At 70.1% G+C, this 23448-nt stretch carries 23 protein-coding genes and 1 pseudogene; 13 read left to right on the plus strand and 11 right to left on the minus strand.

Translation table 11 applies throughout. The features are described from left to right. Positions 1–75: 75 nt before the first annotated feature. From ACIOHP_RS31240 to ACIOHP_RS31250, 3 genes are all read right to left on the minus strand, one after another. On the minus strand, positions 76–1533 hold the full coding sequence (locus tag ACIOHP_RS31240) for a M14 family zinc carboxypeptidase (RefSeq protein ID WP_401892719.1): 1458 nt from the start codon (positions 1531–1533) through the stop codon (positions 76–78). Beyond that, a complete protein-coding gene (locus ACIOHP_RS31245; protein ID WP_361485762.1) occupies positions 1533–1862 on the minus strand; it encodes a hypothetical protein in 330 nt (109 codons plus the stop codon). Before ACIOHP_RS31245 ends, ACIOHP_RS31240 begins: the two co-directional genes overlap by 1 nt. A 295-nt stretch (positions 1863–2157) precedes the next feature. Further along, positions 2158–2469: an NIPSNAP family protein gene (locus ACIOHP_RS31250; RefSeq protein WP_361485760.1), complete on the minus strand. Its 312-nt coding sequence runs from the start codon at positions 2467–2469 to the stop codon at positions 2158–2160. 151 nt (positions 2470–2620) lie between these two features. Here ACIOHP_RS31250 and ACIOHP_RS31255 point away from each other — a divergent pair, with 151 nt between their 5' ends. Beyond that, positions 2621–3838: a GNAT family N-acetyltransferase gene (locus ACIOHP_RS31255; protein ID WP_401892723.1), complete on the plus strand. Its 1218-nt coding sequence runs from the start codon at positions 2621–2623 to the stop codon at positions 3836–3838. Positions 3839–3876: 38 nt separating this feature from the next. On the opposite strand, the gene ACIOHP_RS31260 is transcribed toward ACIOHP_RS31255, so the two are convergent. Both ACIOHP_RS31260 and ACIOHP_RS31265 read right to left on the minus strand, forming a co-directional pair. Then, positions 3877–6228 carry an ABC transporter permease gene (locus ACIOHP_RS31260; RefSeq protein ID WP_401892725.1) on the minus strand — a complete coding sequence of 784 codons (2352 nt, stop codon included), beginning with the start codon at positions 6226–6228 and terminating at the stop codon, positions 3877–3879. Further along, positions 6225–6932: an ABC transporter ATP-binding protein gene (locus ACIOHP_RS31265; RefSeq protein WP_401892728.1), complete on the minus strand. Its 708-nt coding sequence runs from the start codon at positions 6930–6932 to the stop codon at positions 6225–6227. Before ACIOHP_RS31265 ends, ACIOHP_RS31260 begins: the two co-directional genes overlap by 4 nt. Positions 6933–7173: 241 nt before the next feature. Between ACIOHP_RS31265 and ACIOHP_RS31270 the strand changes: the two genes are divergently transcribed. The 5 genes from ACIOHP_RS31270 (at position 7174) to ACIOHP_RS31290 (ending at position 11134) form a co-directional block, all read left to right on the plus strand. Continuing rightward, positions 7174–8448 carry a sensor histidine kinase gene (locus tag ACIOHP_RS31270; protein ID WP_401892938.1) on the plus strand — a complete coding sequence of 425 codons (1275 nt, stop codon included), beginning with the start codon at positions 7174–7176 and terminating at the stop codon, positions 8446–8448. Then, complete coding sequence (locus ACIOHP_RS31275; RefSeq protein ID WP_401892730.1) at positions 8445–9143, plus strand: response regulator; 699 nt, start codon at positions 8445–8447, stop codon at positions 9141–9143. The genes ACIOHP_RS31270 and ACIOHP_RS31275 overlap by 4 nt, the downstream gene beginning before the upstream one ends. A gap of 143 nt (positions 9144–9286) precedes the next feature. Continuing rightward, entirely contained in the window at positions 9287–9433 is a 147-nt protein-coding gene (locus ACIOHP_RS31280; protein ID WP_401892733.1) for a hypothetical protein, read from the plus strand. Between the two features lie 23 nt (positions 9434–9456). Then, the gene (locus tag ACIOHP_RS31285) at positions 9457–9711 is read left to right on the plus strand and encodes a DUF664 domain-containing protein (protein WP_401892735.1); all 255 of its coding nucleotides are present in this window, start codon (positions 9457–9459) and stop codon (positions 9709–9711) included. 229 nt (positions 9712–9940) lie between these two features. Next, positions 9941–11134 carry a DUF2235 domain-containing protein gene (locus tag ACIOHP_RS31290; RefSeq protein WP_401892738.1) on the plus strand — a complete coding sequence of 398 codons (1194 nt, stop codon included), beginning with the start codon at positions 9941–9943 and terminating at the stop codon, positions 11132–11134. 182 nt (positions 11135–11316) lie between these two features. Here the strand turns inward: ACIOHP_RS31290 and ACIOHP_RS31295 are convergent, their stop codons facing one another. Next, positions 11317–12177 (minus strand): nuclease, encoded by an 861-nt coding sequence (locus ACIOHP_RS31295; RefSeq protein WP_361556138.1) that lies wholly within the window; start codon positions 12175–12177, stop codon positions 11317–11319. 249 nt (positions 12178–12426) lie between these two features. Beyond that, a complete protein-coding gene (locus tag ACIOHP_RS31300; protein ID WP_401892741.1) occupies positions 12427–12672 on the minus strand; it encodes a hypothetical protein in 246 nt (81 codons plus the stop codon). Between the two features lie 182 nt (positions 12673–12854). Here ACIOHP_RS31300 and ACIOHP_RS31305 point away from each other — a divergent pair, with 182 nt between their 5' ends. After that, positions 12855–13499: a hypothetical protein gene (locus tag ACIOHP_RS31305; RefSeq protein ID WP_401892744.1), complete on the plus strand. Its 645-nt coding sequence runs from the start codon at positions 12855–12857 to the stop codon at positions 13497–13499. Positions 13500–13587: 88 nt separating this feature from the next. Here ACIOHP_RS31305 and ACIOHP_RS31310 read toward each other — a convergent pair whose 3' ends face one another. Then, positions 13588–14562: a helix-turn-helix transcriptional regulator gene (locus tag ACIOHP_RS31310; protein WP_401892747.1), complete on the minus strand. Its 975-nt coding sequence runs from the start codon at positions 14560–14562 to the stop codon at positions 13588–13590. Between the two features lie 136 nt (positions 14563–14698). On the opposite strand from ACIOHP_RS31310, the gene ACIOHP_RS31315 reads away from it, so the two are divergent. From ACIOHP_RS31315 to ACIOHP_RS31335, 5 genes are all read left to right on the plus strand, one after another. Beyond that, the gene (locus ACIOHP_RS31315; RefSeq protein ID WP_401892940.1) at positions 14699–15094 is read left to right on the plus strand and encodes a RidA family protein; all 396 of its coding nucleotides are present in this window, start codon (positions 14699–14701) and stop codon (positions 15092–15094) included. A gap of 118 nt (positions 15095–15212) precedes the next feature. Continuing rightward, a complete protein-coding gene (locus ACIOHP_RS31320) occupies positions 15213–15680 on the plus strand; it encodes an NUDIX hydrolase (protein WP_401892750.1) in 468 nt (155 codons plus the stop codon). A 128-nt stretch (positions 15681–15808) separates the two neighbouring features. Beyond that, positions 15809–16132, plus strand: a complete 324-nt coding sequence (locus tag ACIOHP_RS31325; protein WP_401892753.1) for an antibiotic biosynthesis monooxygenase — start codon at positions 15809–15811, stop codon at positions 16130–16132. A 270-nt stretch (positions 16133–16402) separates the two neighbouring features. Further along, entirely contained in the window at positions 16403–19402 is a 3000-nt protein-coding gene (locus tag ACIOHP_RS31330; RefSeq protein ID WP_401892755.1) for a glycosyl hydrolase, read from the plus strand. A 132-nt stretch (positions 19403–19534) separates the two neighbouring features. Beyond that, positions 19535–20146 carry a glyoxalase gene (locus ACIOHP_RS31335; RefSeq protein ID WP_361556117.1) on the plus strand — a complete coding sequence of 204 codons (612 nt, stop codon included), beginning with the start codon at positions 19535–19537 and terminating at the stop codon, positions 20144–20146. Positions 20147–20162: 16 nt separating this feature from the next. On the opposite strand, the gene ACIOHP_RS31340 is transcribed toward ACIOHP_RS31335, so the two are convergent. Beyond that, positions 20163–20765 (minus strand): TetR/AcrR family transcriptional regulator, encoded by a 603-nt coding sequence (locus tag ACIOHP_RS31340; protein WP_401892759.1) that lies wholly within the window; start codon positions 20763–20765, stop codon positions 20163–20165. A gap of 72 nt (positions 20766–20837) precedes the next feature. Between ACIOHP_RS31340 and ACIOHP_RS31345 the strand changes: the two genes are divergently transcribed. Next, positions 20838–21665, plus strand: coding sequence for a class I SAM-dependent methyltransferase (locus tag ACIOHP_RS31345; RefSeq protein WP_401892763.1), 828 nt, complete (start codon positions 20838–20840; stop codon positions 21663–21665). Between the two features lie 30 nt (positions 21666–21695). On the opposite strand, the pseudogene ACIOHP_RS31350 reads toward ACIOHP_RS31345, so the two are convergent. Then, a pseudogene (locus ACIOHP_RS31350) lies at positions 21696–21918 on the minus strand (potassium-transporting ATPase subunit C); the annotation flags it as partial. A gap of 215 nt (positions 21919–22133) precedes the next feature. Further along, complete coding sequence (locus ACIOHP_RS31355) at positions 22134–23150, minus strand: DNA-directed RNA polymerase subunit alpha (RefSeq protein ID WP_266818958.1); 1017 nt, start codon at positions 23148–23150, stop codon at positions 22134–22136. Positions 23151–23448 lie beyond the last annotated feature (298 nt).

Below are 23448 nucleotides of genomic sequence, written 5' to 3' on the forward strand. Positions count from 1 at the left end.
GATCCTGGCCCCGGACGGCAACAGCCGGTGGCGTCGCGGCTTCCTGGCGAAGCCGCGGCGCCGGTTCGGGGACGGTCAGCCGTCGTGTGGGCCGCGGCTCGTCAGGTGCTCCACGACCTCGGCCGGCGTCAGTCCCCGCAGCCGCTCCAGCAGCGCGCTGACGGCCTTGAGGTCCGCGCGTGCTTCACCGTCGGCCTCGCCCCTGGCGTCGAGTTCACGGACGAGGTCGAGACCCAGGTCGATCTCACCGTCGCCGACCTGCTCCTTGGCGTCGGTCACGAGCTGACCGGCGCGGGCGAGCAGCTTCGCCGCCTTGGCCGCCAGGCGCTCATCGTTCAACAGGAGGGGAGCGAGCGGGAGTTCGACCCGTTCGATCAGGGTGATCCACTCGCGGCCGGCCTCGGTCTTCGCCAGTGCGTCGTCGCGGACGGTGCGCAGCTCGTCCACCTCGTTGCGGCGCCCCAGCAGTTTCAGACCGATCAGATCGAAGGCGCAGATGCTCTGCTGGGCGAGGGCGAGGAGGCCCGACTTGGCATCGCGTTTGATGAGGGTGGGGTCCGCCGGGTGGAAGGAGTCCTCGATGGTGGCCGCCCTCGGCCCGGTCTCGAAGGTGAAGCCGTACGTCTTGCCCAGGGCGGGGTTGGCGATGTGCCGACTGTACGCGTAGTCGCTCTGCGTGCCGGTGGTGGCATACAGCGCGCGCCCGGTCTGCGGGGTGTACGCCCGCCCGCGCACCGCGGCGATCGCGTCCACGATCCGGCCCGCCACCGTCTCGAAGCGCTGCTGGTCGCGGACGGTGATGTACTCCTGGTAGCCGGGGACGCCGATGGGCGCGCATGTTCCCGTCGGCAGTGTCGTGAAGCGCCGCGCCGGGTCGGTGCTCTGGTTGAAGGCGTGGCCCCACGGATACAGGACGAGTTCCGAGTACGAGTGCACGTCCGCGAAGGTGTGGATGGTCTGGGTGTCCAGCAAATGCTTGACGTTGCGCGTCTCCGGCTCCGAGAAGGCGCCGGGCCCGGCGTAGACGTCGCTGCAGGGACTGCACGAGGTCTGGCCCTCGGTGACGCCCCAGAGGATGGCCGCGTTGCGGTTGAGGTCGACGCCGTCGCAGGCGGTTCCCGGGTTGTCACGCAGGTTCTTGCGCCACATGCCGTCGACCGTGAGCACGTGCTGGCGGCCGTCGGGGTTGATGCAGGGCACGATCCACACATCGAGGGTCTCGAGGATGAGCTTGACGTCCTGGGCGCTCCAGGTGCGGCCGCCGTAGACGATGTCGGTGCCGTTCAGCCGGCTCACGACAAGGTCGACGGCGAGTTCCACCAGTGCGTCGGGGTTCATCAGCTCACGGGAATGGGTGCCGCCGACCAGGAGCACGCCCCGCCGGTCGGTACCACTGCCGGAACGCATGCGCAGGGCGAACACGTCACGCCCCTGCACCGAGCGTTCCGGCAGCCTTGTCCGGGTGCACAGCTGGGGGAACCAGTTCGCGAGCGCCGAGGTCAGCGAGTCGAGCTGGGCGACTGTCCGGTACATCACGCACCCCCCGACCGCTCGATGCCCTGGACCCGTTCCTCCAGCCAGGCCATCACCGACTCGTCCGTCTCCACCAGCTCGGCGGGAACGGGCCGTACCGGCACCAGGGCGCGCAGGTGGACCTCGTAGCCGCTTTCCAGCAGCCGCCGGCATTCCTCCGGTGTGACGAGCAGGCGGACCTCGTCATCGGGATCGGGCATCCGGTCCAGATCGAGGTCGGCGACGGCGCCGAGGCTACGGGCGGTGACGCCTGGGTGCACGGTCGCGTCGAAGCGGATCGCCGGGTTTCCGGGTGGTGGCTGCGCAGCGCGTTCCGATGGCTCGTTCATGGTCGTCTCCCTTGGTGCTTTGTCCGTCTCACATGTGGAGCCGAAGTCGGCGGGCGCGCGCATGCGCGGGGGAAGACGAAGAGCACGGCGCCGACCAGAGAGGGAAGGCCGGGACGAAGATCAGCTTCCTTGACCAAGAAGCAGGGTAAATCCGACAATCCACCTTTACTTTCGATACTGGAACCAGGCCCGACCTCTGTCAACTTCGACGCCGCAACTGGAAGCCGGGGCCTCCAGAAGCGGCGATCTCCCCCTGTGCGTCAGGGAGTTTGCCTTCCTCACCCCTCCCCCGCGCCTAGGACACGCCGTCGAGCGGCCGGAGAAAACGGCGTTCGTACCGCCTGATGCAACGCGTGCGACGAGCCAGTTCGAAGGCCTCCTGGCACTCCGGATCGGACACGCTGTCCGTGCGGTACTGCTCGTAGGCGGCGAGGCTGGGAAACGAGAAGAGGGCGTAGGCGATGTCGCTGTCGCCCTCGCTCGGCAGGAAGTAGCCGTGGTGAGTTCCGCCGAAACGGTCGACGAGCCGGACCCAGCGACGGCCGTATTCCTCGAAGTCCTCCAGCTTGTCCGCGTCGATCTCGTACTTCAGGTGAATGGTGATCATGCGTACATGATGCAGCGAGTCGATGCGGGCCCGAAGGTCGGTCACCGCGGGCCGGGTGGGTAATTCGCTTGCTCCGGCCACAGGTCGACGCTGCACTGGGCGCAGGCACCACGACTTGTGGTGCCGGTATTGCGAGGAGGCAGCGGCGCCGATGGAGATTCGTTCCACGACCGATGAGGACTTCGACGTCTTCGTCGACACCGTCCATGCCGCGTTCGGGAGCTTCCCGGAGACCCCGGTCGAGGGCGGCGGGCTCTGGTGGTCGGCGCTCGAAACAGACCGCTGCCTGCTCGCCCTGACGGCGGACGGGCGGCCTGTCGGCACCGCCGCGACGCACTCCTTCGAGCTCACCCTGCCCGGTGAGACCCTCGTCCCGGCCCCCGGAGTGACCGCCGTCGGCGTCCTGCCCTCGCACCGGCGCCAGGGCGTGCTCGGCGCGATGATGCGGCATCAGCTCGCCGAGCTGCGCGCCGGCGGGGAGTTCCTCTCCGTGCTGCTGTCCTCCGAGGCCACCATCTACGGCAGGTTCGGCTACGGACCGGCGACGTACACGGGGCAGCTGACGGTGGAGCGTCACCGGGCCGCCCTCTCGCTCCCCCGGGCGCGCGGAGCGGCCGAGGCCCGGGCGGCCGGCTCGGTCGAGGTGCTGCGGCGTGCCGAGTGCGGCGAGATCCTGGAAGAGGTCTACGACCGGTACCGCCGCGCCCAGCCCGGCGCACTGTCCCGGCCGCACCGCTGGTGGGCCCTGCGCGCGGGGCAGCCCCCGATCTCGCCGGCACCACGCTACGTCGCCGTTCACCGGGACGCCGAGGGCGTCCCGGACGGGTACGCCAGCTACGCGATCGAGTCCGGCACCCTCACCGTCGACGAGACCATCACCACCGACGACGCCGTCTTCACAGCCCTGGCCCGGTTCGTACTCGGACACGACCTGGTCTCCCGGGTCGTGTTCAAGCACGTCCCGCCCGAGCACCCGCTGCGCTGGCAGCTCGCGGACTTCCGCGCCGGCCAGGTGAGCGGCCAGATGGACTGGCTCTGGGTGCGGATCCTGGACGTCCCAGCCGCTCTGACCGCGCGCGGCTGGTTCACGGACGGCGAACTCGTCCTCGACGTCGCCGACCCGTTCCTCGGCGAGCACGGCCGCCATCTGCTGACCGTCCGGGACGGCAAGGCCGACTGCGTCCCCACGGGCCGAAAGGCCGACCTGTCCCTGGACATCAGGGACCTGGGCTCGATCTACCTCGGCGGCACCGCCCCGAGCACGCTCGTGCGTGCCGGACACATCCAGGCCCACCACCCGGGCGCGGCCACCCTCGCCGACACCCTCTTCCGCACCGACCGCTCCCCGCACTGCCTGCACTGGTTCTGACCCCGCTCGCAGACCCTGCGCACGTCTCGTCGTGCCTCCTATTCGGTGCGCAGTGCGGTGGCCGTTCGGGCCCGGGCGGCCCACCCGGCGGGCAGGAGGGCGCCCAGGGCGGCAATGAACAGGCCGCCGAGGGTGAGCGGGAGCAGTTCGGCCGCGTGGTAGACGGCGGTGACGGACCCGGGAAGGCGAAGCCCCACGCTGTCGCCCATCGCGGGGATGACCCAGCCGTGCAAGGCCACACCGAGGGGTACGCCCAGCGCGCCCGCGACCAGTCCGGTCACGACGACGGAGGTGAGGACCATCGCGACGGTCTGCCGCGGGGTCATCCCGAGCGCCTTGTGGACGCCGATCTCGCGGACGCGCTCGCGGGTGTCGAGGAGCACGCCGTTCAGTACGCCGAGCGCGGCGACGGCGACGAGCATCAGAGTGAGGATCGCGGACAGCGCGTTGAGCGTGCCGACCATGTCGCTGCCGGAGTTCAGCCCGCCGACCCGCGCTGTGGCGCCGAGTGGTGCCAGGTCCTTGTTCAGCGCGTCGGCGTAGGCGGTGACGTCGGTGCCCGAGGTGACCGCGATGTGATGGCTCGTCTCCGTCAGGTCGGGATGTGCGTCCTTGAGCGTCGAGGCGTCGGTGAAGACCTGCAGGCCGTCGTTGCGGGTGTCGAAGACCTCGCCGACGATCCGGATCGTGACCGGCTGGGCCAAGCCGTCGAGGGTGACGGTGTCGCCGATACGAGAGCTGGTGGCGGTCAGAAAGGGGGTGGGGACCACGGCCTCGCCGGTGCGCTCGATCCAGCGGCCCGAGACCATCGTGTAGCCGCCCCAGGAGGCGTCGCCGGCAAAGGAGTTCACCTCGACGGTCCCGGTCAGGCCGGACACGGTCGCCCGCACCCTCGTAGCCCTGTAGTACCTGCCGGTCCCGGCTTCGGCCTCGATGACCGCGGCGACCGCGGCGGGATCGACTCCGGGCTGCTGCTCGGAGCCGGGGCCCCCGGGCCCGAAGTCCGGCACGGGCGCGGGGACGACGACATCGGCCGCGTTGTGGGCCCTTGCTTCCATCACCTGGCCGAGCGAGGCGCCCATCCCCACAGTGAACGTGACGGCGATGGCGCCGAACAGGATGGCGGTGCCCATGGCCAGCGCGCGGGCGGGCCGCGCGAAGGGACGGGCCAGCCCCAGCGCGACGGATTGCGGCAGCGGCAGCCGTCCGGCGAGGCGGGCCGCCCGCCGGCCGCGCCCCGCCGAAGCGGTACGCCCGACGGCGAGCGCGTCGACGGTACGCAGACGGCCGGCCCGCGAGGCACTCGCCCAGGCGGTCGCCGCCACCAGACCGAGCACCCCCGCGATCACCGTCAGGTCGACCCAGGGGGCGACGGCCAGGGACGAGGTGCTGTAGACGTCCTGGGCCTCGGCCACTACGGGGACGGCGAGCAGATGCCCGGCGAGGACTCCGAAGCTCGCGCCGACGGCGGCCGGGATCAGCGCCTGGCCGACGTAGGCCCTTACGACCTGGGCCGGGGTGAAGCCGACGGCTTTGAGGACCCCGATACGGCGCGTTCCCGTGCCGACGGCCGACGCGACGACGTTACCGACGATGAGCACCGCCATGACCAGGCCCAGGGCACCGAAGGCCATGAGGAAGGGGACGTAGAGGGCGGTGTCGCGCTCGACGGTCTTCTTGACGGTGAGCCAGGACTGTTCGCCGACGACGGCTCCCTGTGGCAGGGACCGGGTCACGGCCTTGCCGCCCGCGGTGATCTGCGCGTCGGTGCCGGCGTCGGTGAAGCGGTAGAGCATCTGGTGGCCGCCGCTGCCGGGCGCGGTGAGCGCGGGCATCTGGGACGGCAGCACCCAGGCGTCGGCGGTCTGCGTGACCGAACGGGCCGCACCGACCACCGTCAGCGTCGGGTCGCCGGGCAGGCCGGGGAAGGTGACCTTCATGCCCAGGGTCGCGAGGAGCGCGGAGTCGGCGGACACCACGATCTCGCCGGTGCGCGTGGGCCAGCGGCCATCGAGCAGTGTCAGCTCGTCGACGTCCCGGCCGGGACCGTCCCGGCCGACCACGGTCATCGGCCAGCCGGGACCGCCCATGCCGTCCGACCGCGGGGTGAGTGTCGCCGTGGGGAACGGGCCGGCGGCATCGCTCACCCCTTCGGCGTCCTTGGACGCCGACAGCTGTCCGGCGCCGACCGCGTCCGCGTCGAACTGCAGGGACAGATGCGCCCCGTGGCGACGCGCGAACGCGTCGTCGAAGGGCGCGCCCGAGACCACGAGCAGGGTTCCCCCGAGGACTGAGGCGGCCACCGCCATCATCGTGGCGAGCCCGACCACCATCGTCTGCACCCGGCGTCGGGCGACCCCCGAGCGCACCACCTTGCCGAGCGCGCTCATCGGACGGCCTGCGGGGTGACGGCCTGCGACCCGGTGTCCTGCGTGATCCGGCCGTCGGCGATATGGACCGTGCGGTTCGTGCAAGAGCGGGCCAGAGCCAGGTCGTGGGTGACCACGACGATGGTCTGGCCCTCGGCGTTGAGGCCGGAGAGCAGCTCGCTGACGTCCTGTCCGGCGGCCGTGTCCAGGGCCCCGGTCGGCTCGTCGGCCAGGAGCAGCGCGGGCCGGTTCATCAACGCCCGGGCGACCGCGACGCGTTGCCGCTCGCCACCGGACAGCCGTCCCGGGTAGGCGCGGGCGTGCCGGTCGATGCCCAGCAGTTCCAGGAGTTCTGCCGCCCGGCGGCCCGCCTCGCCCCGTGCCATGCCGGTGAGGCGCGCGGGCAGCTCGACGTTGTCGGTGACGGTCAGATCGTCGAGCAGGTTGAAGAACTGGAAGACCATGCCGATCCTCGAGCGCCGGTAGAGCGCCGCACCGGCCTCACCGAGCCGGTCCACCTGTACCCCGTCCACGGTGACGGTCCCCGCGTCGGGCCGGTCCAGGCCCGCGATCAGATTGAGCAGCGTGGACTTGCCGCTGCCGGAAGGGCCGAGGATCGCAACGGCCTCGCCGGTCAGCACGGTCAGCGACGCCTCGTGCAGAGCGGGCGGGCCGTCGTCGTATCGGCGGCTCACCTCGCGCAGTTCGATCACCGGCATGGTCATGAAAGGCTCCTCGGGTAAGGGCAGTTGGCTGCGTGAACGCTAGAAGCGGGCCCGGCCGGCACGCGTCACCCGCTCGAACCCCTTGCGGTACCGAGCTGGGATGAGCCCCGCGGACGTCATCCCTGCGATGTAGGCGGGTGATGTATCCGGTACGGCGGAAATGACCACGGGGGCGGACTCCGCGGGTCCGCGCGGCGGCGAGAATGATCCGGTGACGGACGTACGTACGACGCTGGAGCGGATGCGGGAAGCCGCCCGCCGGACGGTCCGCGACGCCAGGGTTCCGAGCGGTCCGCCGCTGCGGCCCACCCAGCGCGCCTGGCAGTTCGACGCGCTGCTGGCACTGGTGATCGGCATCTCCACCGTCTACTACGGCCTCGACAACGTCGACGTCGTCGTGGTGCGGGAGATCGCACCCGGCGTGGCGTACACGGTGGTGCGCCCGTCGGGCCCCGGCGGGCTGGCCTTCATGGTGACCCTCGCGGTCGTCGCCTCGGGCGCCCTGGCGCTGCGCCGCCGCTATCCGCTCGCCGTGCTGTGCGTCGTGACGGCGGCGACACTGGCGACACCGCAGAGCGTGCTGCGGCTGACCTTCTACGCGTTCATCATCGCCGTCTACAGCGCCGCCGTGTACAGCCCGTACCGGGTGGCGACCCTGGCGACGCTGCCGGTGTCGGTCGTCCTGGTCGGCACCTCGGGGGACTCGGTGACACCGATCGTCCCCAACGACTACATCGCCCTGCTGATCCTGATACCGATGGCCGTGGCCGCCATCGGCCTGCGCACCTGGAAACTGCGTACCGACGAGGGCCGTACCCGGATCTCCACCCTGGAACGGGAACGGACCGAGGAACTGCGCCGGGCCGTCGAGCACGAGCGGGCCAGGATCGCCCGCGAACTGCACGACGTCGTCACGCACAACGTCAGCGTGATGATCATCCAGGCGGGTGCCGCCCGCAAGATCATGAACACCTCCCCCGAGGAGGCCGGCGAGGCACTGCTCGCCGTCGAGGCGGGTGGCCGGGCGGCCATGACCGAACTGCGCCACGTCATGGGACTGCTCACCATGGCCGACGAGGAGGAGACGTCCAGCGGTGCGGACCTGGCCGACACGGCGGAGCACCTGACCCCGCAACCCGGCCTGGACCAACTGGAGTCGCTGGTGGGGCGGGTGCGGGACACCGGACTGCCCGTCGACCTGACCGTGACCGGGCCGCCCCGTGCCCTCCCTCCCGGCCTCGAACTCGCCGCCTATCGCGTGGTCCAGGAAGCCCTGACCAACACCGTGAAGCACGCGTCCGGCGCCAGGGCCGCCGTGACCGTCGACTACGGCCCGGACCGGCTCCGGGTCGAAGTCACCGACACCGGTGGGCACTCGGGCGGGGCCGTCGGAAGCGGCCGGGGGCTGATCGGGCTGCGCGAGCGCCTCGCCGTCCACGACGGAACCCTCAACACCGGCCGCCGCCTGACCGGCGGCTACCGTGTGGAAGCCCTGATCCCCCTGGAGGGACCGTGACCGAGCCGCTGCGCGTGCTCCTCGCCGACGACCAGACCCTGGTCCGCACCGGATTCCGGCTGATCCTCCGCGCCGACGGCATCGACGTCGTCGCCGAGGCGACCAACGGCGGCGAGGCCGTCGAGGCGGTCCGCCGTACCCGGCCCGACGTGGTCCTGATGGACATCCGGATGCCCGAGATGGACGGCCTGGAGGCCACCCGCCGCATCCTCACCGGGGTCGCCGACACGCCCCGCGTCATCATCCTCACCACGTTCGACCTCGACCGGTACGTCTACGCCGCCCTGTCCGCCGGAGCCAGCGGCTTCCTCCTCAAGGACGTCACCCCCGAGCAACTGACCGCGGCGGTCCGTACGGTCCGTACCGGCGACGCCCTTCTCGCACCCACCATCACCCGCCGTCTCGTGCAGCGGTTCGCACACCGGGGCAGCGACACCGCCGCCCTCCATCGCGACCTCGCCTCGCTCACCCCACGTGAGCTGGAAGTCCTCGCCCTGCTGGCCCGGGGGCTGAGCAACGCCGAACTCGCCACCCGCCTCCAGCTGGCCGAGGCGACCGTCAAGACACACGTCGCCCGCATCCTCGCCAAGCTCGGACTCCGTGACCGCGTCCAGGCCGTCATCGTGGCCTACGAGACAGGGCTGGTCAGCGTCGGCGCGGGCGGGGCCGCCCAGCAGCCGACCGAGCAGACGTAGAACGGACGAACCCTGCGTCCGACAGCCTCTGCACTTCTGTGAGAAGCGCCAACCGCCTCACCTACACACCGAGTTGGTGGAGTTCCGCTCCGGTTGTCGGGCAATTCCCACCCCGGCCGGGGAGATTCGGGGATCCTGTGGCCGTGACCGAGAATCTGCGCGACAACACTCCGGACCATGAGGTCAAGGCACTTCTCCGAGTCCTGCACGGGCAACGGCGCCACGTGGTGGACATCCTCGACGGGCTCGACGCGCAGGATCTACGACGGCCCGTGCTGCCCGCGGCCTGACGAGCGACGATGAGGCCTGGAAGGTGTCCCCGGAGGTCCCGGCCGTCGACGTGCTCGACCGATACCGACAGGAGGCGGCATTCGCCGATGCCGTCATCACCGCCACCCCCGCCGACGCGGGGTTGGCCTGGTGGCCCCACGACCTGTTCGGCGAACCACACCTGCACACCCTGCGCGACGTGCTGCTGCACGTGATCACCGAGACCGCGTGCCACGCCGGCCACCTCGACGCGGCCCGAGAGCTGATCGACGGCCGCCGCTGGCTGGTCCTTACCTGAGAGTCGCGATCGGGGTTCCCGCCCCTCCGACGCCGCCCCCGGAGAAGGGCGGCCGCGGACTGCTACCCCAGAAGGAAGAGTGTCGGAAATAAGAATATTATTCTTATATGCCACCTACGCGTTCCCGACCCATCGCCTTGGCGGTCATCCTCGGTCTCGTGGCAGAGCTCGGGATCGTCCGGCTGGTCAGATCCGCCACCATTGATGGGCAGACTAAGGAGGGATGATCATGGCCAAGCGTCTGGTCGTGTGCTGCGACGGCACGTGGAACTTCGCCGACCAGCCGAGCAAGACGAACGTCGCCAAGGTCGCCCTGGCCCTGCGCCCGATATCCGCCGACGGAAAGGAACAACGCGTCTATTACCACAGCGGCGTTGGCACCCAGCGACGGGAGCGGCTGCGTGGCGGCGCGCTTGGCGTGGGGCTGTCCCGGAACGTCGCCGCCGCCTACCAGTTCCTCGTCGAGACGTACGAACCCGACGACGAGCTGTTCCTCTTCGGCTTCAGCCGGGGCGCGTTCACCGCTCGCAGCCTGGTCGGACTGCTCCGCAACTGCGGTGTGCTGCGGCGGGACCACGCCGACCGGATCCCGGAGGCCTGGGCGCTGTACCGGGACCGGATCGAGCAACCGAACGGCGCGGCGGCCACGTTGTTCCGCCGCTCGTACGCACGCGAGACGGAGATCCACTTCATTGGGGTGTGGGACACGGTGGGCGCCCTCGGCATCCCGGTCCCGGACATGGCCTGGCTGCGTCCGGCGGCAGACCGGTTCAACCGCCGATGGGCGTTCCACAACACCGAGTTGAGCAGCTGGGTCAGGTCCGCGTTCCACGCTCTGTCCGTCGACGAACAGCGCTCGGCGTTCCGGCCGACCCTGTGGCATCAGCAGCCAGGAGCGGACCGGGAGGGCCAGGAGCTCAAGCAGGTCTGGTTCGCCGGGGTACACGCCGATGTCGGCGGCGGCTACAAAGAGGCGGGTCTTTCCGACGTCGCCCTGTTGTGGATGGTCGATCAGGCCCGCAGATACGGTCTCGACTTCGACACCGACGTGCTGAGCGAGGCCGGGCCGAAGGTGATGAAGCCGCAGCAGAGCATCGACTTCCGGGTACGGCCCGACGGTTCTGGCATGCTGCATACCTCCCGTACAGGCATGTACCGCCTGTCCAAGCCGCTGCATCGCCCCCTCGGTTCGGCCGTGGACGACAAGGGTGAGCCCGACGGGAACGAGTTCCTCGCGGTCCCCGCCAAGGAACGCTACGACCGGGACACGGCTTATCGGCCGCAGGAACTGGAGCGCTACCTTGCCGCTCAGGAGCGCGTGCGGCTGGAGCCGGTGCTGCTGCCGGGCCTCGCCGCGGGTCTGCCGCCGATCCCTGCGGAGGCGTCGGCCGATACGTCCAAGGGATTCCGCCGGGCCCCGTGACATCACGATCGGCAGCACGGGCAACTCCACCGGCCCGCACCTGCACTTCGAGATGTCAAAGGGCCGCACGTGGCCCTACGACGATGTCGCCAAGCCCAGTTGGTGACTACGGGTACGAACCCTGAGCAGGAGGCGGACGGACACCTCTTTGACACCGGTCACGCTGCCCTCAGGGCATGACCTCAGGCGTCCTCGAACAGCAGGTCCTCGGACGGATGCGTCATCCGCAGGGTCTGACCGTTCGTGACCTCAACGACCCGGTGCAGGCCCACGCAGCGCTCGCCGGTGGAGAGGATGGAATACCGGTCCCTGGCACCGGCGAGATAGGCCGGAACGCACGTCAGGGGCATGGAGAGCCGGAGGTAGTCGACCATGCGGCGGAACAGCTTCGGCAAGAGCACGAGGTCGTCCGTCAGGGAGGCCAGGCCGGTGATCTTCGCCCCGGTCGTGGTGACATCGCTCGGCCACAGACCCCGCTCCGCCTCTCGGGCCTGCTTCGCTGTTGTGGCCATCTCCACCCGCAGGCTGGTGAACAGACTGCGGTAGAACGTCGGGTACACCAACCCGCTCGTGAGCAGATGGTGGTTGACCGTCGCTCTCAGCACAGTGACGTCGACGTCGATCTCCAGGCCGCTCGTCCCTGGCGCAGTTCCACGCCCTGCCAGGGCGATGCATCGACCGTGGACATCGGAACCGCGGGTGAGCACGAACCCGGGAACCGTCTCCGGCGTGGTGGCGGTGACGGTCTCGTCCGGCTGGCGCTGAACGTCGGTGAAGCCAAGCCAGTTGAGCAGCTCGTCGCGTGCGGCGTGAGCGAACTGCAAGGGTTGGTGGACTCGGTTGGCGCCGTAGTGCGTCTCGAGCGCGTCGATCGCGTCCAGCCGCAGCTTCGCGCGGCCCGTTGCGCTGTGCTCGACGGCGCGGCCCAGCCCGCCGCCGACCAGGCTCCACTGCGAGGGGTCGTCGGCCGTGAAAGCGACAGTGTCCCCGTCCGGCTGCGAGCCCTTGACGTCGTAGAAGCCCTTGATGAGCAGCATCGGCATGACGACTCCTCCGCGGGTTCACCGGCGAATGGACGCAGATCGCCGTCCTGAAGCCCCTCCCGTACGGCTCGTCAGGACCACCCGCACAGCTCGTCGTCCCCCTACTTCAAATGGTGCGCCTCGAACAGCGGTTCCGCACGTCGTGCGGGTGAGGCAGCAGAGGCCCTCCGGCCCAACGCCCTTTGCACTGAGTGTCCTTGTGTCTCGCCCCGAGGTCGAACCTTGTAGATGCCGAGTGACTCCGGGGCCCTACCAGCCCATGTCCTGGGCCACCTCTTCCTGCGCTTGGACGATCTCCTCCTCGGTGGACTCGATGACGTCCACTTCTTCCAAACGCGTCAGCAGGTCGGCGAGAGCCTGCTTCTGAGCCGGATGCGTGATCGGCACGGTGTTGAGGTCGGTGCTCATCAGCCAGTCGAACAGGACGATGGCGTCGGAGCGCCACAGACGGAGATCGACGGTCGGCGTGGACCCCCACGGGAACCCAGTTTCCATGGGGGCATCATGCCGGGTCAGCGAGGCACCGATCGAACACCTGCCCCATACGCTCACTGCGCTGCCACACTCGCCGGTCCCTATGGCCCCCGTGAAGTGGCCCGGCGATCCCGTGGGACACAGGATGGAGACCGGCAAAAGCCGCGAACCATCACATGTTCCGCTGGAAGGGGCTTGACCGCATGAGTGCCGACGTATCACAGGCAAAGGACCCCTCACAGCGACGCCGAATCGCGGCCCCGGTCGTCGGGCTCGTGCTGGCAGCCGTGAGTGCGGCGGCGCTCGTCTCGTGCAGCACCGACAGCGACGGCGACGACTCCTCCTCGTTCAGTCCGACTCCGACGGCGGCCGACACGGCGTCGTTCTCCGGCACATCGCCATCCGCCCTCGCCTCGATCGGGGAGTCCGTGAAGGCGTCCGCCAAGGAGGCGGCCTCGGCCGCGGCCTCCTCCGCCTCCGCACGGGCCTCCGCGTTCGAGGCATCGGTGTCCGCCGAGGCCGCACGCGCCAACGAGGCGGCGCAGAAGGAGCTCGCGGACGTCGAGGGCCGGGGCAACGCGACGGCCGATGTCTCGATGACCGGCCTGCCGCGCGCGGAGACGGGCGGCCTGCTCGCCCTCGTCGTGAACATCACCAACCGGACGGAAAAGACGGCGTCCTACGCCGTCCAGGTCGACTTCCGGGACCCCGACGGCAAGGTCGTCGAGACGCGCTTCGTCGGTGTGCAGGACCTCGAGCCCGGCGATCGGGCGCAGCCGCTGGCCATCAGCCGCAAGCCGGCCGAGCCGAAACTGACGGCCGAGATCGCCAAGGCCCAGCGGTATTGAGCCGGACCCCTGGCAGTCAGGGCCCGGGCGCCAGGGCCCCTGGTTCACCGGGCGGACAGCGTCCGATCCCCAGCCTCACGCGGCCCTGTCACGATGAGTGTGTGTAGCGAGCGGTGATCGCGGCGGCGCGGTCGCGCAGGGATGTCCGCAACGACTGCGGGGCCAGGACTTCCGCGTCCGTGCTGAGCTGCCACAGCGCCCATTCGGCGTGCTCTGCGTCCTGGAAGGTCACCTCCAGCCGCAGCCAGCCGTCCGCGTCGGGTTCCTCGGCCCGTACGGCCAGCGCGCTGTCCAGCAGGTCCTCCCGCCGCGCAGGAGCCACCCGCACCCGCACGGTGAGGTGATCGCCGCCGGAGAGAAACCGCGCGGAGCGTTCCCGCCAGATCCGGTCCAGATCGACGCGAGACGGCCGCTGCGCTGTTTCGGGGAGCTCCTCGGCCGCCAGCACCCGCGACAGCCGATAGGTGCGGTCCGCGCCGGATCTCGTGGCGAGCAGGTAGCTCCGCTCGCGTACGGTGACCAGGCCGATCGGGTCCACCGTGCGCCACTGTGCGGTCTGGCCCGAGGCCGCGTAGTGGATGCGCAGCTTGTGCCCGGCCAACACCGCGCGCCGGACCTCGATCATCGTGGTGCCGGGTACCTGATCAGTGACCAGCCGGCGTGACAGCAGGTCGGTCTCCGGCTCGACAAGAAATCGCTGCGCCGCATCGCTCGCGGTGGCCCGGTGGCTCTCGGGCAGCGCGTCGACCACCTTCCGCATGGCCGAAGCCAGCGCCGAGCCGAGGCCGAACACCTGCTCGCCCCGCCCTGATCCGGCGGTCAGCAGGGCAAGCGCCTCGTCGTGGTTCAGTCCGGTGAGCTCGGTCCGGAAACCGGGCAGCAGCGCGAACCCGCCGTGCCGGCCGCGTTCGGCGTAGACCGGTACACCGGCCGCTGACAGCGCCTCGATGTCGCGCAGCACCGTGCGGGTGGACACCTCCAGCTCGCGAGCCAGGGTGTCCGCCGTCAGCCGACCGCGCTGGCGCAGCAGGAGAACCAGTGAGACCAGCCGGTCGGCACGCATGCGAGAACGCTAGCCGAATACATGACGGTGGGTGTCGTGATTTGTTGCGAGGCTCGTTGACGCGGCGTCAGGGCCGGCGGCTACCGAGCTGACGGGCGGACGCACTCGCGATGCATCGAATGGAGCTGAAGTGGCAGTGGAGCGAACGGCGGTCAACCCGGTGACGTGGTCGGTGGAGATGGGGTTCAACCAGGGCGAGGTCGTCTCCGGGCACACGCGGACCTTGTACATCTCGGGGCAGACCGCGATGAGTGGCGACGGCAAGCCCCAGCATGACGGTGACATGGCGGCGCAGTTGGCGCTGAGCATCGACAATCTGGAGGCCGTGCTCGGCGAGGCCGACATGTCTCTCGCGAACCTCGTCCGGCTCAACGTCTACACGACCGACGTAGATCTGCTCTTCCCGCACTACGGCGTGCTCGCGGCGCGGTTGGGTACCGCCGGGGTGGCGCCGGCCACCACGATGCTCGGGGTGGCGCGTCTGGCGATCCCTGGCCAGCTGGTCGAGCTCGAGGGGACGGCCGTCGCGTGAGGTGAACTCGCCGTTCCTGCCCAGCCAGGACCGGAGAAGTACCCGAGGGCGGCCGAGTTCACGACGGTCCGGCCGTTTCTCGCTTGACCGTTGAATAGGGTCTGGCGGGGAGGCGGGCATGAGTTTTCGGTTGGCGGCGTATGCCGTATGCATTCAGGACGGGCGGGTGCTCCTCGCCCGTCACGTGCCGCCGGAGGGCGGGAGCAGCTGGACGCTTCCGGGCGGCAGGGTCGAGCACGGGGAGGATCCGTTCGATGCGGTGATCCGGGAGGTCGCCGAGGAGACCGGATACGCCGCGGTGGTGGATCGCCTGCTGGGAGTCGACTCACGAGTGATCCCCGCGGCCTCCGCGCGTGCGGGAGTCGAGCACCAGAATGTCGGCGTCTTCTACCGGGTCCGTATCACCGGCGGTCGGCTACGGCCCGAGCCGACCGGCGAGATCGTCGAGTCGGTCTGGACGCCGTTCGCCGATGTGGCCGCCATGCGCCGGTCATCGCTGGTCGACATCGGCCTCGCCCTGGCCCGGACCCTTCCGGCCGACGGGCACGTCGCACCCGTCCCGGTCGGCGGTCTGATCCAGCACTGAGGCATCTCCAGCGTCTGCCCGGCCTGTTCGCCGCCGACGTTCCTGAGCGGGCGGACGAGCCAGGTCGGCGACGGGCGACGCGGCATCCCGTCAACAGCCCTGTGGGGCACTGCTCCTAGACTTCGCTCATGATCTGTCGTGTGTGGCACGGATGGACCACAAGGGCGAACGCCGACGCCTACGAGCGCATCGTCCGGGGGCAGGTCATCCCCGGGATCGAGGCCCGGCACATCCCCGGGTTCCAGTCGATCGATCTGATGCGGCGCGAGCGCGAAAACGACGTCGAGTTCGTGACCCTGATGTGGTTCGACGACCTGTCCTCGGTGCAGGCGTTCATGGGCGAGGACTACGAGCAGGCACACGTGCCGGCGGCCGCCCGGGCCGTCCTCTCCGCCTTCGACGAGCGGTCAGCCCACTTCGAGGTACTCGACCGACGTCAACAGTCGGACTGAGCAAACCTGCGATCCGCTCGGCAGGACTGGGCCGGGACTCGGGCCTTTGCTAGTCAGCGCCGGCGAAGCTGCCGGATCGGGTCCCTTTGTGCCGAGGGGCGGTGGCGAGCCGGTCGGCGGCCACCGGCAGGAGCCGAACCGGACGGCGCGCCCACCAGGTGGCGCGGGGAAGGGATTTCGTACGCCGATCTTGACCCGCCGGGGAATCCAGGCTTAACGTTCCCGCGTTTACGGCTGATTGAAACGTTTCATTCCCTTGGGGGCGTACCCATGCAGAAGCCCATCCCGCAGCGTGGCGGGATATCCCGGCGCGCGGTCCTGGCCGCCTCCCTCGCCACAGGCGCCGCCACGGCGGGCGCCACGAACGCCGGTGCCGTTCCTCTGGCCGGCCGTCACCCCCTGTCGGGCGACTGGTTCGCCGCTCCCCCGCGCTCGGTGCGCCCCAAGTTCCGCTGGTGGTGGCCGGACGGACTCGTCGACCCGGTGGAGATCGCCCGCGAGATCGACCAGATCGCCGACGCCGGCTTCGGCGGCGCCGAGGTCTCCGCCGTCCACCACAGCATCAGGGACAAGTCCGTCCTCGACACCGCGCACCACGGCTGGGGCAGCACTCCCTGGCGTGAGGGCGTCGAGGCCGCCCTGCGCCAGGCCGCCCGCCGCGGCCTGACCGTCGACCTCACCCTCGGTCCCAGCTGGCCTGCCGCCGTCCCCGGCGTCACCCCTGACGACGATTCGGCCGCCCAGGAACTCGCCTACGGGCGCGTCTCCGTGACCGGCGGCACCACCTACCAGGGCCCGGTGCCCGAGCCCGTGCGCGTGGCCGCCGGCGCGGTCACCCGGCGCACCCTGCTCGCCGTCCAGGCGGCCCGCGTCGAGCCTGCCAACGCCACCCGCAAGGAGACCGGTCTCGATCTCGCGAGCGTCCAGGATCTCACCGCCACTGTCGAGAACGGCGCTCTGACCTGGACCGCTCCCGCCGGCGGCGACTGGGTGCTGATCTCCTACTGGCAGCGCGGCACCGCCCAGCAACCCGAGTCGGGCCCGCACTCCGCCCCGGCCGCCTACGTCGTCGACCACTTCAGCCCGGCCGGCACCGCCGCCGTCACCGGCTTCTGGGACCACTCGGTTCTGACCGGCACGATGCGCCGGCTCCTCAGGGCCGCGGGCGGCGCCTTCTTCGAGGACTCCATCGAGCTGGAGACCGACTCCCTCGTGTGGACCGCGGCGCTGCCCGACGCCTTCGAAAAGCGCTGGGGCCGCTCGCTGCTGCCGTACCTGCCGGCGCTCGTCCTGGACAAGAGCAACCAGGTCTTCGCCTTCGAGGCACAGATCACCCGGCAGATCCGGCACGACTTCTGGGAGACGGTCTCCCATCTGTTCAACACGCACCACGTCACCGCCCTCAAGGACTGGGCCCACTCCCTCGGCATGGAGCTGCGAGCCCAGCCCTACGGTCTGCAGACCGATGCCATCGCCTCCGCCGCGCTCCTCGACATCGCGGAGGGAGAGTCACTCGGCTTCAAGAACCTGGACGACTACCGCTGTCTGGCGGGTGGCCGGGACATGGCCGGGCACACCGTGCTGTCCTGCGAGTCGGGCGCCTACAACGGCTCGGCGTACAGCACGACGTGGGACCGGTTCCTGCGCACCATGGGCGGTGCGTACGCCGCCGGCGTCAACCAGACGGTGGTGCACGGCTTCTCGTACGCGACCGCCCCCGGCGCGAGCTGGCCCGGCTTCGCCGCCTTCAGCCCCTACAACGGCGCGCCCGGCTACGGCGAGTCGTGGGGTCCCAGACAGCCCACCTGGCGGCACGCCGAGGACATCGCCGGATATCTCGGGCGCGTGCACCAGGTTCTCCAGGCGGGTACGGCACGAGCGGACGTCGCCGTCTTCCGCCAGACCGGCTACACCGCCACCGGTATCGGCGCCTCCTGGTTCACCGCGACGGGCGTCCCGCTCGGCTGGACCCACCAGTTCCTCAGCGGTCCCCTGCTCGACCTGCCCGCCGCCCGCGTCTCGGACGGCCGCCTGGCGCCCGAAGGCCCCGCGTACAAGGCGCTGTTCGTCGAGGGCGACTTCTTCTACGGTTCCACGACGACCCTCGCCCTCGCCGATGCCCAGAAGCTGCTGAGCCTGGCCCGGGCCGGACTGCCCATGGTCCTGCTCGGCTCCTTCGACCAGGCACTGACCCCCGGCGTTCCCCATGAGAACGAGACGGAGCAACTGCGCGGGGTCCTCGCGAGCCTCCTCGCCCTGCCCCACGTCAAGGCCGTCACCGACAAGAGCGCCGTCGGCGACGCCCTCGCCGCTCTCGGCATCGTCCCCGACGCCCGCTACGCCGCCTCCTCCACTCTCCTCAACGCCCACCGCGTCATCGGCGACACCGACCTGTACTACCTGTGCAACGGCAAGCACGCCGAGACGGTCAAGCCGCCGGTCGCGGCCATCGACCACGACGTCACCCTGCGCCGCACCCGGCGAGGCACGACCGTCCCGTACCTGCTCAACCCGTGGACGGGAGAAGCGACCCGTATCGGCCGCTACACCGACGACGGCGACACCATGACCGTGCGCGTCACCCTGGAACCCGGTCAGGCCACCGTCATCGCCCTGGGCGGGCCCGGCCTGTTCGGGGACCGCAACGGCAACCGGCAGCACGCCGTGGACAGCACCGCCGACCGCGTGCTGTTCACCGACCGCGGCCTGGCCCTCCGCGCCACGAGCGGCGGCACCTACACCACCCGGCTCTCCCACGGCCGTACGGTCACCACCACGGTGCCCGCGGTACCGGACCCGATGACACTGGAGCGCTGGCGGCTCGACGTGCAGGACTGGCGCCCCGGCACCCAGCCGACCGACACCGACATCGTCCGCCGCAGCCTCACCCTGGACGCCCTGCTGCCCTGGTCGCAGATCCCCAAGCTCGCCGACTCCGCCGGCACAGGCCGCTACCGCACCACCGTCTCCCTGCCCGCCGACTGGACCTCGGCGCACGGCGCCCACCTCGAACTCGGCACCGTCAGCGACACCTTCCGGGTCACGGTCAACGGCACACGGCTGGCCCCCTGCGACCGGCTCCACCCGGTCGTCGACCTCGGCGGACACCTCCGCCCCGGCACCAACGTGATCGAGGTGGAGGTGGCAACGCCCCTCATCAACCGCCTCCGCGTCAGCCAGCCCTCCGTCTTCGGCACGGCCACCCGCCAGGCATACGGCCTCTCCGGCCCTGTCCGCCTGGTGCCGTACGCCCAGACTCCGGTGAGGTGACGGCACCGCACGCACATGCCGCGAGGCGCCGCGATCCGCCCTGATCGCGGCGCCCACCGCGCCCTCGTCGGCCGAGCACACCGGTCAGGATTCGAGAAGCGATGGCCGACGAGGATGCCTAGCGTGAAGGGCATGACCTCAATCGACTGCATCACCCTGGAAGTGACCGACCCGGCGGCCGCCGAGCGCTTCTACGCGGACGCCTTCGGCCTGGGCAAGCAGGTGCGGCTGCGGGCCGCGGAGGCGCCGACCTCCGGGTTCCGCGGGTTCACGCTCTCGCTCGTCGTGTCCCAGCCGTCGATCGTCGACGGCCTCGTCGGCACCGCACTCGACGCCGGTGCCACCATCCTCAAGCCCGCCAAGAAGTCGTTGTGGGGCTACGGCGGCGTCGTACAGGCCCCGGACGGGACCATCTGGCAGATCGCAAGCTCCTCGAAAAAGGACTCCGGCCCGGACAGCCGACAGATCGACGAGATCGTTCTGCTGCTGGGCGTCTCGGACATGGCGGCGAGCAAGCGGTTCTATGTGGACCGCGGTCTCACGGTGGCGAAGAGCTTCGGCAGCAAGTACGTGGAGTTCGACGCGTCGTCGAGCCCCGTCAAGCTGTCCCTGTACGGGCATCGCGGCCTGGCCAAGGTCGCCGGCGTCTCGCCGGACGGCACCGGATCGCATCGGATCGCCATCGGCAGCGATGCCGGGCCCTTCACCGACCCGGACGGGTTCGCTTGGGAGACCTTGGCCTGAGGCGGCGACCCGGTTCTCAGGCGGGTCGCCGCTGCACGGCGTCGGCGATGACCGCCGTCACCAGCTTGTTCACGGCTGCCGTGGCCGGCGGGCCGGGGTCGCGGTCCGCGAACAGGAGATGCCCGCCCCCGACCAGGGAGAGGGTGATTGAGTCGATGTCGGCGTCGGCCGCGATACGGCCCAGTTCACGCTCGTCGGCCAGATAGGCGGAGATCGCGGACGTGGCCTCGGCGAGGATCGCGATGCCGCCGCCGGGCCTGGCCTGCCTCAGCCGTGCGCGTAGCTCGTCCCGGAAGGTGATGAGCGGGATGATCGCCACCGGAATCGGTCCGAACAGGGTGGTCAGCGCGCCGGTGAGGTTGTCGGCCACCGTGCCCGTGCCGGCGGCCTCGCGCAGCGCACTGGCCTGCGTCTCCAACTGCGCGGCCCGGTCGAGCACGAGGTCGGCCAGGAAGGCGTCGAAGTCGGCGAAGTGCCGGTGCAGGACGCCCTTGGCGCAGCCCGCCTCGTCGGTGACGGCCCGGCTGGTCAGCCCGTTCGGCCCGTCTCGCAGGAGCACGCGTTCGGCAGCGTCGAACAGTTGCTGCCGCGCGTCGCGAAGGTGCACCCCAGTTGGCACTCATCGATCCTCTCGTACGTCGACCCGCCGGCATCCGTTGCTGAGTGGGCATGCGCCCACTAAGGTGGGCACATGCCCACCTTACCGCGAGAGCAGCCAGATCCCTCCCCGGCACAGCCGCATCAGGCCCGCCGCATGGCCGAGTCGTTCGGCGCGGACGCGCGACGCTACGACCAAGCCCGGCCCGGCTACCCCGACGCACTGGTGACGCGGATCATCGCGTCGATCCCCGGCCCCGCCGTACTCGACGTCGGCTGCGGCACCGGCATCGCGGCCCGCCAGTTCCAGGTCGCCGGCTGCACCGTGCTCGGTGTCGAGCCGGATGCGCGGATGGCGGACTTCGCACGAGCCCGTGGCTTACAGGTCGAGGTGGCATCCTTCGAAGCCTGGCAGCCGGACGGCCGGACGTTCGACGCGGTCATCGCCGCACAGTCGTGGCACTGGGTGGATCCGGTCACCGGACCCATGAAGGCGGCCCGCGTGCTGCGCCCTGGCGGACGGCTGGCGATCTTCGGGCACGTGTACGAGCCGCCGGCCGAGGTGGCCGAACCGTTCGCCGCCGCCTACCGGCGCGCGGCGCCCGACTCCCCGCTCAACGGCCAACCGACCCGGCGTCCACTCGACCTCTACCAGGCGGCCTACGCGAAGTTCGCCGTCCAGATCCGCGAGACCGGACAGTTCACCGATCCCGAACAGTGGCGATTCGACTGGGATCAGTCCTACACACGCGACCAATGGCTGGACCTGCTCCCCACCACCGGAGGCCTCACCCAGCTCCCTCCCGCTCAACTGGCCGACGTACTGAACGCGGTCGGAGACGCCATCGACTCCCTCGGCGGACGCTTCACGATGAACTACACCACCTTGGCAACGACCGCCGTACGCGCCGCTTCTTCCTGAATCCGTCGGCCAAACCGCCACGCAGAGCGGTCAGGTGTTCGCTACGAGGTCCCTGAGCGCGATGTTGAGTTCGAGGACGTTCACCCGGGCTCACCGATGAAGCCGAGTGTGCGTCCCTCGGTGTGATCGTCGACCCTCTTCTGCACCTGGGCGACGGGCAGGCCGTTCTTCTCGGCGCCGGGGAGATGTCCGGGTCCAGTCCGGAGCCGGAGGACGTCACCGCGTCGGCGGGCACCTCGGACGCCTCGGCCTTCCCGCGGGGCATCTCGATGGCCGCGGCTTGGACGAACGCCTCCAGTCCGTCTGACGGCGTCGGTGGCGAGGAAGGAATCGGGCCCCTGGCTACCTCGCCAGGGGCCCGGTCCCTCTTGCGCAAATCGAGCGGCACGTCCCTTCAGGACGGCGTCAGCGCAGGACATCCGTCCACGCCCTCGCCGGCCCTCAATCCCGCGCGGCTCGGCGCGGCGATCAGTACTGCTCGGTCTCCACGAAACCCGCGTCCGCGTCGTCGTCCGCGCCGAAGGCGGCGGCGGTCGGGTCGAATCCGGGCGGGCTGTCCTTGAGGCCCAGGCCCAGGCCGGCCAGCTTCGCCTTGACCTCGTCGATGGACTTCGCACCGAAGTTACGGATGTCCAGGAGGTCGGCCTCCGAGCGCGCCAGGAGCTCGCCCACGGAGTGGACGCCCTCACGCTTGAGGCAGTTGTACGACCGAACGGTGAGCTCCAGCTCCTCGATCGGCAGCGCCAGATCAGCGGCAAGGGCGGCGTCCGTGGGGGACGGGCCCATGTCGATGCCCTCGGCGTCGATGTTCAGCTCGCGGGCGAGACCGAACAGCTCGACCAGCGTCTTACCGGCCGACGCCATGGCGTCACGCGGACGCATCGCCTGCTTGGTCTCGACGTCGACGATCAGCTTGTCGAAGTCGGTCCGCTGCTCGACACGCGTCGCCTCGACCTTGTACGTGACCTTCAGAACCGGCGAGTAGATCGAGTCGACCGGGATGCGCCCGATCTCCTGACCGACCTGCTTGTTCTGCACGGCGGAGACGTAACCGCGGCCACGCTCGACCGTCAGCTCCATCTCCAGCTTGCCCTTGCCGTTCAGCGTGGCCAGGACCAGGTCGGGGTTGTGCACCTCGACACCGGCCGGAGGCGCGATGTCGGCGGCGGTGACCAGACCCGGACCCTGCTTGCGCAGGTACATCACGACCGGCTCGTCGTGCTCCGAGGAGACGACCAGCTGCTTGATGTTGAGGATCAGGTCGGTGACGTCCTCCTTGACGCCCGGCACGGTGGTGAACTCGTGCAGGACGCCATCGACGCGGATGCTGGTGACAGCAGCGCCGGGGATCGACGACAGCAGGGTACGGCGAAGAGAGTTGCCGAGGGTGTAGCCGAAGCCCGGCTCCAGCGGCTCGATCACGAACCGGGAACGGAACTCGTCGACGACCTCTTCGGTCAGAGACGGACGCTGAGCAATGAGCACGAGGTGTGTCCTCCAGTATTTGACGCCCGCTATGTGACGCCGTAGACCCTCGAAAGGGTACGGGCGATACGGCCGTCGAAGACACCGAACCCGCCGACTCCGCCTGTCCAGCAGCCAGTCGGCGGCCCTGATCCACCTGTCGTGAAGCCCGACCATCAGCGGCTTCTGCCCCGGAGAGTCAACGCGAAGCCGGATCTCATGCAGCTAGAACGGGTTAGTCCGTCTCGTGTGTCGAGAGCGAGAGAAGGTCGTCTGTTTCGTTCATCACACCGCCCGGCAGTCCCCCGCTGTCGGCCGG

Origin of the sequence: Streptomyces sp. NPDC087859 (assembly GCF_044742595.1) — a bacterium.
In the GTDB taxonomy this organism is placed as follows: domain Bacteria; phylum Actinomycetota; class Actinomycetes; order Streptomycetales; family Streptomycetaceae; genus Streptomyces; species Streptomyces canus_F.

Excerpts from the sequence above, each read along its gene's own strand:
- ACIOHP_RS31240 (WP_401892719.1), bottom strand. The coding sequence starts at position 1,533 with ATGTACCGGACAGTCGCCCAGCTCGACTCGCTGACCTCGGCGCTCGCG.
- ACIOHP_RS31245 (WP_361485762.1), bottom strand. The coding sequence starts at position 1,862 with ATGAACGAGCCATCGGAACGCGCTGCGCAGCCACCACCCGGAAACCCG.
- ACIOHP_RS31250 (WP_361485760.1), bottom strand. The coding sequence starts at position 2,469 with ATGATCACCATTCACCTGAAGTACGAGATCGACGCGGACAAGCTGGAG.
- ACIOHP_RS31255 (WP_401892723.1), top strand. The coding sequence starts at position 2,621 with ATGGAGATTCGTTCCACGACCGATGAGGACTTCGACGTCTTCGTCGAC.
- ACIOHP_RS31260 (WP_401892725.1), bottom strand. The coding sequence starts at position 6,228 with ATGAGCGCGCTCGGCAAGGTGGTGCGCTCGGGGGTCGCCCGACGCCGG.
- ACIOHP_RS31265 (WP_401892728.1), bottom strand. The coding sequence starts at position 6,932 with ATGACCATGCCGGTGATCGAACTGCGCGAGGTGAGCCGCCGATACGAC.
- ACIOHP_RS31270 (WP_401892938.1), top strand. The coding sequence starts at position 7,174 with ATGCGGGAAGCCGCCCGCCGGACGGTCCGCGACGCCAGGGTTCCGAGC.
- ACIOHP_RS31290 (WP_401892738.1), top strand. The coding sequence starts at position 9,941 with ATGGCCAAGCGTCTGGTCGTGTGCTGCGACGGCACGTGGAACTTCGCC.
- ACIOHP_RS31295 (WP_361556138.1), bottom strand. The coding sequence starts at position 12,177 with ATGCCGATGCTGCTCATCAAGGGCTTCTACGACGTCAAGGGCTCGCAG.
- ACIOHP_RS31300 (WP_401892741.1), bottom strand. The coding sequence starts at position 12,672 with ATGGAAACTGGGTTCCCGTGGGGGTCCACGCCGACCGTCGATCTCCGT.
- ACIOHP_RS31305 (WP_401892744.1), top strand. The coding sequence starts at position 12,855 with ATGAGTGCCGACGTATCACAGGCAAAGGACCCCTCACAGCGACGCCGA.
- ACIOHP_RS31310 (WP_401892747.1), bottom strand. The coding sequence starts at position 14,562 with ATGCGTGCCGACCGGCTGGTCTCACTGGTTCTCCTGCTGCGCCAGCGC.
- ACIOHP_RS31320 (WP_401892750.1), top strand. The coding sequence starts at position 15,213 with ATGAGTTTTCGGTTGGCGGCGTATGCCGTATGCATTCAGGACGGGCGG.
- ACIOHP_RS31325 (WP_401892753.1), top strand. The coding sequence starts at position 15,809 with ATGATCTGTCGTGTGTGGCACGGATGGACCACAAGGGCGAACGCCGAC.
- ACIOHP_RS31330 (WP_401892755.1), top strand. The coding sequence starts at position 16,403 with ATGCAGAAGCCCATCCCGCAGCGTGGCGGGATATCCCGGCGCGCGGTC.
- ACIOHP_RS31335 (WP_361556117.1), top strand. The coding sequence starts at position 19,535 with ATGACCTCAATCGACTGCATCACCCTGGAAGTGACCGACCCGGCGGCC.
- ACIOHP_RS31345 (WP_401892763.1), top strand. The coding sequence starts at position 20,838 with ATGCCCACCTTACCGCGAGAGCAGCCAGATCCCTCCCCGGCACAGCCG.